The organism is Kosakonia sp. HypNH10 (assembly GCF_029850615.1).
Classification (GTDB): domain Bacteria; phylum Pseudomonadota; class Gammaproteobacteria; order Enterobacterales; family Enterobacteriaceae; genus Kosakonia; species Kosakonia cowanii.
This window is the reverse complement of sequence record NZ_JAOTIU010000007.1, coordinates 194,046-200,261: the sequence shown is the minus strand read 5'-3', so window position 1 is coordinate 200,261 and position 6,216 is coordinate 194,046. Positions and strand designations below refer to the sequence as shown.

Annotated in this window: 9 protein-coding genes and 1 pseudogene; 7 read left to right on the top strand and 3 right to left on the bottom strand. The window is 42.1% G+C overall.

From position 1 onward, the window contains the following. Positions 1-472 (top strand): tyrosine-type recombinase/integrase (locus N7V53_RS19010; protein WP_279794493.1); only part of this gene is annotated, 472 nt, incomplete at its 5' end. Positions 473-485: 13 nt separating this feature from the next. Here the strand turns inward: N7V53_RS19010 and N7V53_RS19005 are convergent. Continuing rightward, a pseudogene (locus tag N7V53_RS19005) lies at positions 486-632 on the bottom strand (IS3 family transposase); the annotation flags it as partial. Positions 633-984: 352 nt separating this feature from the next. On the opposite strand from N7V53_RS19005, the gene N7V53_RS19000 reads away from it, so the two are divergent. The 5 genes from N7V53_RS19000 (at position 985) to N7V53_RS18980 (ending at position 3,838) form a co-directional block, all read left to right on the top strand. Continuing rightward, positions 985-1,398 (top strand): DUF5675 family protein, encoded by a 414-nt coding sequence (locus N7V53_RS19000; protein WP_279794492.1) that lies wholly within the window; start codon positions 985-987, stop codon positions 1,396-1,398. A gap of 20 nt (positions 1,399-1,418) precedes the next feature. Beyond that, positions 1,419-2,114, top strand: a complete 696-nt coding sequence (locus N7V53_RS18995) for a hypothetical protein (protein WP_279794491.1) — start codon at positions 1,419-1,421, stop codon at positions 2,112-2,114. A gap of 196 nt (positions 2,115-2,310) precedes the next feature. Next, a complete protein-coding gene (locus N7V53_RS18990) occupies positions 2,311-2,493 on the top strand; it encodes a hypothetical protein (protein ID WP_279794500.1) in 183 nt (60 codons plus the stop codon). 591 nt (positions 2,494-3,084) lie between these two features. Next, positions 3,085-3,486 (top strand): BPSL0067 family protein, encoded by a 402-nt coding sequence (locus N7V53_RS18985; RefSeq protein ID WP_279794490.1) that lies wholly within the window; start codon positions 3,085-3,087, stop codon positions 3,484-3,486. After that, entirely contained in the window at positions 3,473-3,838 is a 366-nt protein-coding gene (locus N7V53_RS18980; protein WP_279794489.1) for an STY0301 family protein, read from the top strand. The genes N7V53_RS18985 and N7V53_RS18980 overlap by 14 nt, the downstream gene beginning before the upstream one ends. Positions 3,839-3,984: 146 nt before the next feature. Here N7V53_RS18980 and N7V53_RS18975 read toward each other — a convergent pair whose 3' ends face one another. Together N7V53_RS18975 and N7V53_RS18970 are read right to left on the bottom strand one after the other, a co-directional pair. Next, on the bottom strand, positions 3,985-4,536 hold the full coding sequence (locus N7V53_RS18975) for a hypothetical protein (RefSeq protein ID WP_279794488.1): 552 nt from the start codon (positions 4,534-4,536) through the stop codon (positions 3,985-3,987). 552 nt (positions 4,537-5,088) lie between these two features. Beyond that, a complete protein-coding gene (locus N7V53_RS18970; protein WP_279794487.1) occupies positions 5,089-5,271 on the bottom strand; it encodes a hypothetical protein in 183 nt (60 codons plus the stop codon). A 687-nt stretch (positions 5,272-5,958) separates the two neighbouring features. Between N7V53_RS18970 and N7V53_RS18965 the strand changes: the two genes are divergently transcribed. Then, positions 5,959-6,207 (top strand): hypothetical protein, encoded by a 249-nt coding sequence (locus N7V53_RS18965; RefSeq protein WP_279794486.1) that lies wholly within the window; start codon positions 5,959-5,961, stop codon positions 6,205-6,207. Positions 6,208-6,216 lie beyond the last annotated feature (9 nt).

Here is a 6,216-nt window from a genome sequence, read left to right as displayed (position 1 = left end):
ATCCAGCCTGCGTCAAACTCGAATCAAGCTTACTAATAATCGCGGGACTCGAGTTCTTAGTGAAGCTGAGCTGAAAAAGTTTCTCAAGTGGCTACCGGGTTCTGCTTTTTCACCGACAATCAAAAACGTGCTTCGTCTGACCTTGTGGACAAGTTGCCGCACCGGTGAGGTCTGTAACATGGCGTGGAAGGATGTTGATCTGGAGAAGGGAACGATACATCTGAGAGAGACTAAAACAGGCGTGGAACGTTACGTTCAGCTATCGACGCAGGCCATAGATTTTCTAAAAGTTCTCCGCCTCAACTCGGACACCTACCTTTTTCCGTCTACACGAACAAGACAACCAATCCAGCAAAAGTATCTGACGGAGAATGCGTGGCGCTTACGTGAATCCGGCCAGATGTTAGATATACCGAGCTGGAGACCGCATGATTTACGGCGGACTGTGTGTACCGTGATCCTACCCACGTAATGTGGACACAGCCCTAAGCGAGGCTTTCGTTTTCAAACTGTTCGGGGCTGAGACCGCCACAGGCACTGTGACGCCGCCACCGATTGTAATCACACTCGATATAATTAAACACCGTCGTCCGCATTATTTCACGGCTGATAAAGCGTTCCCCGTGGATACACGCTCAGCCAGTTTCAGGGCTTCATCGCGGAATTCAGGGGTGTACTGTTTACGGGCCGTTTTGCTGTTTGATGCTGGTTTTGTCATGAGTAATCACCTCTGGTTGAGAGTTTACTCACTTAGTCGCGTGTCCACTAATGATGGGTAGGATCAGTATGCCAGAAAGCGTACGTATCGCCTGAAAACCTGACCGCTACGGAGATGCTTACCCAAAATCTGATTTATTCAACAAAGCCTTTATGGGAATAATCCTAACTACTCATTTTGTTTGAGCCGGAATAATGAAATAAATCTCTCTTTCAGATGATAAGTACAAGTGAAAGAGCAATAAAAACAAGATGGAATAAATCATTATGTCTTACACTATTTTCATCAAACGTTTATGGCAGAGCGAAAATTCAACAATAAGTGAATTCTCGATATCCGGCACTGAAATCTCCCGTTATTTTCTGGAACGCCCCGGGCCGGATACGACGGAAGCAAATTTACGAAAAAGAATCCCTGACGGCTCCTATAGCTTGAAATGGCATGCCAGCGGCAGAATGCGGAAATTCAGTCCATTACCTAATTTGTTCAATGCGAGTGTACCCTCAAGTCGCGCTATACTGATCCATCCAGGCAACGTTCCCGCCGACACGGATGGTTGTTTATTGCCCGGGAAGTCAAAAGGAGATGACCGAATAGGGCAGAGTCTGGGGTTATATGAAGAGATTAAGCAATTGATGGTTGATAAAGGGATAGAAAATTTTAATGTATTAATCACCTAATGCTACGTGGATTGCAAAAAATGAAAAAATACGCCAGCTTGATGTTCCTTCTTTTTATTTCTGTGTTCTCTCTTCGTGCAATGGCGACGGTGGAAATAAAGAACGGTGTACTCCAGGCTTACTGGCAACCGAACTGGAATGCTGATGCAACGGTCAATACGCCAGAGTTAGAGTTTCGCTATTTTGCCTTGGGTAATAAAAAGAAAGATAACAAAATAATTGATATTACTGCTAAAGGCAGTGAAGCGCAGAAGATCGCATTTATCAAAAAGAACTTTAAGAATATCCCGGATAACTTCTTTACCTTTAAAGAGTGGTACGTTAACCAACCCGGTACGATTAAAGTACCTGCGGTGGTTAACTATATGGAGTGCAACTCAGATAACTATAAAGCCGATCTGCAGTCATTTCAGCCGGATAATGCTGCGCAAAACGCTGACGATATGATGACCCAGGATTTTGGCGGCTGTGGATCAGATACGCCTTATCTCGTGTTGTATCAGTTGAAAGAGGGTGAAAAAACGTTATCCCTGAAAAGCGAGGCCAGTGAAACAGCGTCAGATTTGGCCTCAGTCAACAGTAATGAAACGCTGGCTAAAATCAGAACAGTCGATAAAGCGTGGATCTATGTTGCAGTTTACGACGAAGCGGAAAAAGGGCATCTGAGCAACAAACGTGGGTTTGTTAAACTGAGCACTCTGACACCGCTGAACTGATAATGTGTATTAGCTCAAACTTTTTCTGAAAATGGACATCATCTTCAGTGAGGATGTTTCATGAACAAAATGAGTGGTGGGCTAAATTTAACATAAGATAGATTATGCGGATCATCTATGTAGTAGCAAAGTTGTAATGTCCGTTCTGGGCTAAGTTAAGATGTCCGTCACGTAGATTTACCCTCAAGGGATTCTGATGACGGCTCATGCAGCGGAGTTTTTTACTTTGGCTGAAGTTAACCGACTCAAAATCATTCAGAATGTCGTCGACCGGCGTCTGACCACGCAGATCGCCGCGCAGCGCCTGGATATCTCCTGTCAGCTATATCAAGCCAGGGCCTGTGAAAATTTCGGCGGCTTGATAGTGATGCTTAATTGAGGTTAATCAACATCTGTTATTCATGCTCTACATGCAATGTAGGTAGAATTATAGGTTATTTTAAATAATCAAAAATTTATTATATTAATCAATGATGAAACACCAATGCATCATTGGCGTGTGACCGTCGAAATTCTCTAATGTACTCATCAGTGTATGATGTCCATTTGCTTAAATTTTAATGAGTTAGTGATGTTAGTTATTATCATCAAGTATCACGTTATCTCATTTCGGCTGATGAAATGCTGCGTTATAAAGCAGGTTAATGGCTAATTTACCGGCCTGTCCATGACAGGGCAGCGAGCATGATAACGAACTCTTTTTGGCAGTAAAACAAAAGAGAGGGCTGCTTTGCTTTAACGCGATAGAAATGATGAGAAAGAGGTTGAAAATTGCCCGGCGCGCCAGTTTTGTATCGCAAGGTACAGGAGAAAGAGCATCGGCTCTATTGCTTATAAGTTGCTGAAAAAGAAAGGTTAAAAATCGGCTTCGTTAAGAAAAATCCTAATCTAAGCGTAGCGCGAAACCTGCATTTGCATAACTTTACATTAAGCGCAGAATGGCGCTAATAAATCTTCTGAGTGTTAACGTATGGCATATATCGCAAGCACGCCGTCAGCGTATGTCGGTAAGTCTGTTGGCAATGGTCAGTGTGTGGCGTACACGCAAAAAGCGGCAAATATGCCGCGTACCGTTGCATGGAAACGGGGCGCATTAGTAAAGGGTAATACCGCGATCGCACCTGGTACGGCGATTGCTACCTTTGATGCAAATGGTCGTTATGGTAACCATACAGACGGAAGCTCCCACGCAACGATTTACCTGGGCCAGGATGCCTCCGGGATACAGGTTCTGGACCAGTGGATGACCTACAAAAAATTGCCCAGCGGTGAACGAGTGGCGACGCCGCATTATGTCAGCAAACGCACCATCCGTTTTCATAAGGCACCCCGCGCGGAAAACAACGGAGATAACTACTATGTTGTGGAGTAAGACGCTGTTGCTGAGCGCAGGCCTGTTTTTATCCTCGTGCGGCGTTCACGCAACGTCAACAATCTGCCCGTCATATCCAACGGAGCAGGATAAAACCCATGCCTTAAGTGATGCCAGCCTGTTCGTCGGGCCACCGAAAGAGTTAGTGGAGCTGATGCCGGATAGCGATCAGGAGACGGTGTGGACATTACCTGATTATCAGGATGAAGCTAAAGAGCATAAAACATCGCTCTATTTTATATGCCACTACAAGAATACGAAGCAGACGGTTGGGGTGATTGTTCCGGCTACCGCCAAAAAATGCTCTGTGGCTTATGACAAGCACAGCAAGGTTATTGCAGAGTGCGAATAGTTATTTATTGACGGCCGTTTTGTCAATGAATTAAAACGCTATTAGTTTGCACCTGATATTAATAATACTGACTCATGAGCATTGGTTACGAGAGTGACAATGCTCTTTTAGATAACAGACGCGATAGCAGGTCTGTGTGATGATCTTTATCTACCTATGCTTTTTAACTGTGCTAAAAGCATAAGATGTTTTATATTTTCAATCGTTGCTGAAGGGCCTCGTATTGTATTATTGATCAGTGACTCAAGGACTCTGCCTTCTTCACTAAAATAGTTATCCTGTTCTTCCTGCGTACCCTCATCATATTTCAGGGCATCTATGCTTTCAAAAGACTTATCAAGTGACTGCAAAAAGTTCTTGTCATTTTTGCTGCTCATGTACTTACACAAGTAATACAGCGCACCGAATGCGTTTTGAGCAAGGCTGCCTTCAATATGTGGGTAATCATCACTGTCTGGCCCTCGCAATGCCGTTTTTTGCACTGCTTGCAGATCAATATCTGCTCCGCAAAGGCACTCAACCAGTACGTTAAGGCTAGCTCTGAAGTCACTTGACAGATTTTCATTATAAAATTGATCGAAACGCGCTACGCAAATTTCATGCCGCTGGAGATTGCAGAGCGCGACAATACATTTCTCTCTATCTGAGATCCCTTTTAGAGTGGTGATATGTTGCGTTAAATATTTATTAATAACCATTTTAAGGGCTCCTGTATAGCTGCGTCATCCTGATTTTGGCATCGTTTATCGGTGAGTCGCGAAACGTATGCCAATGTTCTAGAAGCGATTTTTATCACCTGCTTTCTTTAACCATAAAAAATTAGCCTAAACCTCAGGAAAGAAGATGTTGTATTCTTTTTGTAACGCTTTAACATCGGCGTCCGTTACGCTGCGACCACATGAAATTAGCATAGTATCTCCTTAGTATGGGTAAGAATATTTAATGAATGCTACGCAATATCGATAACTAATGCTGTTATTAAGGTATTCATCTAAAGGCTGTATATTCAAGTGTTATTTCATTATTATCGTAATCTATCCGGATTTGGAAAGATAAATCATGTGATATAATCCTTATCTCATCCGATTTTAGTATGTCGAAGTTATAATTATCGAGCAGAATTTTATTTGTTCTATATGCCCCGCAAAATTTCCAATCTTCATCAATCAGTAAATGGAAAATTAAGTCGCCTGTTTTTTCTTCAATAAAAGAGATGATTTGTTGGTAATCATTGGTTTGTAAGGTTTTTTTTAAATCATTTTTCTTTTTTTTAAGAGATTGAATAATGCCGTCTGTTCCTCAAGAGTTAGTAACTGCTCCTGATCTACGATACAACCGGTGAGTAAGTGGATTTTATTAAAATAATCCACTTTGTGTACATTACCTTGAGCCTTTCTATATAGCAACGCGCGTTTATATTCAAATGTCTTCATTTACCTCTCCCTTAATCATAATCTGTTTTTTTGCTTTCCATTATGTATAAGCATGTCTAAATTACTTATTGCATTTTTTCAACCCTTTTTTCAAACGTGTCTATCTATAAGGCGAAACAGGGCTGCGAGGATGAATAAGTTAGTTTTATAGAGAGTAAGCTCTTTTTTCTCATCAACTCTGTTTTTTACTCAACCGGTTTCAGGAACTGGCCATTAGTGTCGCAGGGAACAGGAACTTTGCCGTAGATACGTAACAACATGATTCGGGTTGCATTTGCTTACATTAATGAACAATTAATAGTAACTATGTAAAACTTATAGAAAATGAATGATGTATGGTCTCACTTTGACCGTGATGTGTATTTGCCGTTCCCTCCCCAAGGAACGGCTTTTTTTTGCCTGCTCTTGTGGAGCAGAACTCTTCCTGGTTTGTATCCCTCCAGGCAACAGACATTGACAGTTTGTCGTGACCAGAAGTGATATCATTCGCTCACTCATTACTAAGGCGTTATGTTCAAAAAGTGATCTTTTGCAGGCTAATGAAAGCGCGCATTTAGGGGACGTTATGGATCTTCATAAAAAAGAGTTTGTTCTCTCCGTCATTAATAATGAGTCACTACGGGAAGGGAAGATCATGGAATGTGTATCAGACACCGCTATCGCTTATATAGAAATCAGGAGAGCAAAATGATCCCTTACGATAAAGAAATAAAATCAAAAGCAGACTTCCTGGCTTTTCTTACGTTATACAACCAGGATCTCAAATCATGTCCAGAAGAGTGGGCTAATCGGGATCTTCCCTCTTTTTTGGATGCGCTAAAGGAGTGGATCGAAGACATGGAACAGTATTATATCAATACGAAACAAGACGTTCCGTTAGACGTAACCTGGAAGGTCCTCTACGATATGCTTATGGCTGCCAGGGTATATGAATAGGGACTGATT

Excerpts from the sequence above, each read along its gene's own strand:
- N7V53_RS18990 (WP_279794500.1), top strand. The coding sequence starts at position 2,311 with ATGACGGCTCATGCAGCGGAGTTTTTTACTTTGGCTGAAGTTAACCGA.
- N7V53_RS18975 (WP_279794488.1), bottom strand. The coding sequence starts at position 4,536 with ATGGTTATTAATAAATATTTAACGCAACATATCACCACTCTAAAAGGG.
- N7V53_RS18985 (WP_279794490.1), top strand. The coding sequence starts at position 3,085 with ATGGCATATATCGCAAGCACGCCGTCAGCGTATGTCGGTAAGTCTGTT.
- N7V53_RS18980 (WP_279794489.1), top strand. The coding sequence starts at position 3,473 with ATGTTGTGGAGTAAGACGCTGTTGCTGAGCGCAGGCCTGTTTTTATCC.
- N7V53_RS18965 (WP_279794486.1), top strand. The coding sequence starts at position 5,959 with ATGATCCCTTACGATAAAGAAATAAAATCAAAAGCAGACTTCCTGGCT.
- N7V53_RS18995 (WP_279794491.1), top strand. The coding sequence starts at position 1,419 with ATGAAAAAATACGCCAGCTTGATGTTCCTTCTTTTTATTTCTGTGTTC.
- N7V53_RS19000 (WP_279794492.1), top strand. The coding sequence starts at position 985 with ATGTCTTACACTATTTTCATCAAACGTTTATGGCAGAGCGAAAATTCA.
- N7V53_RS18970 (WP_279794487.1), bottom strand. The coding sequence starts at position 5,271 with ATGAAGACATTTGAATATAAACGCGCGTTGCTATATAGAAAGGCTCAA.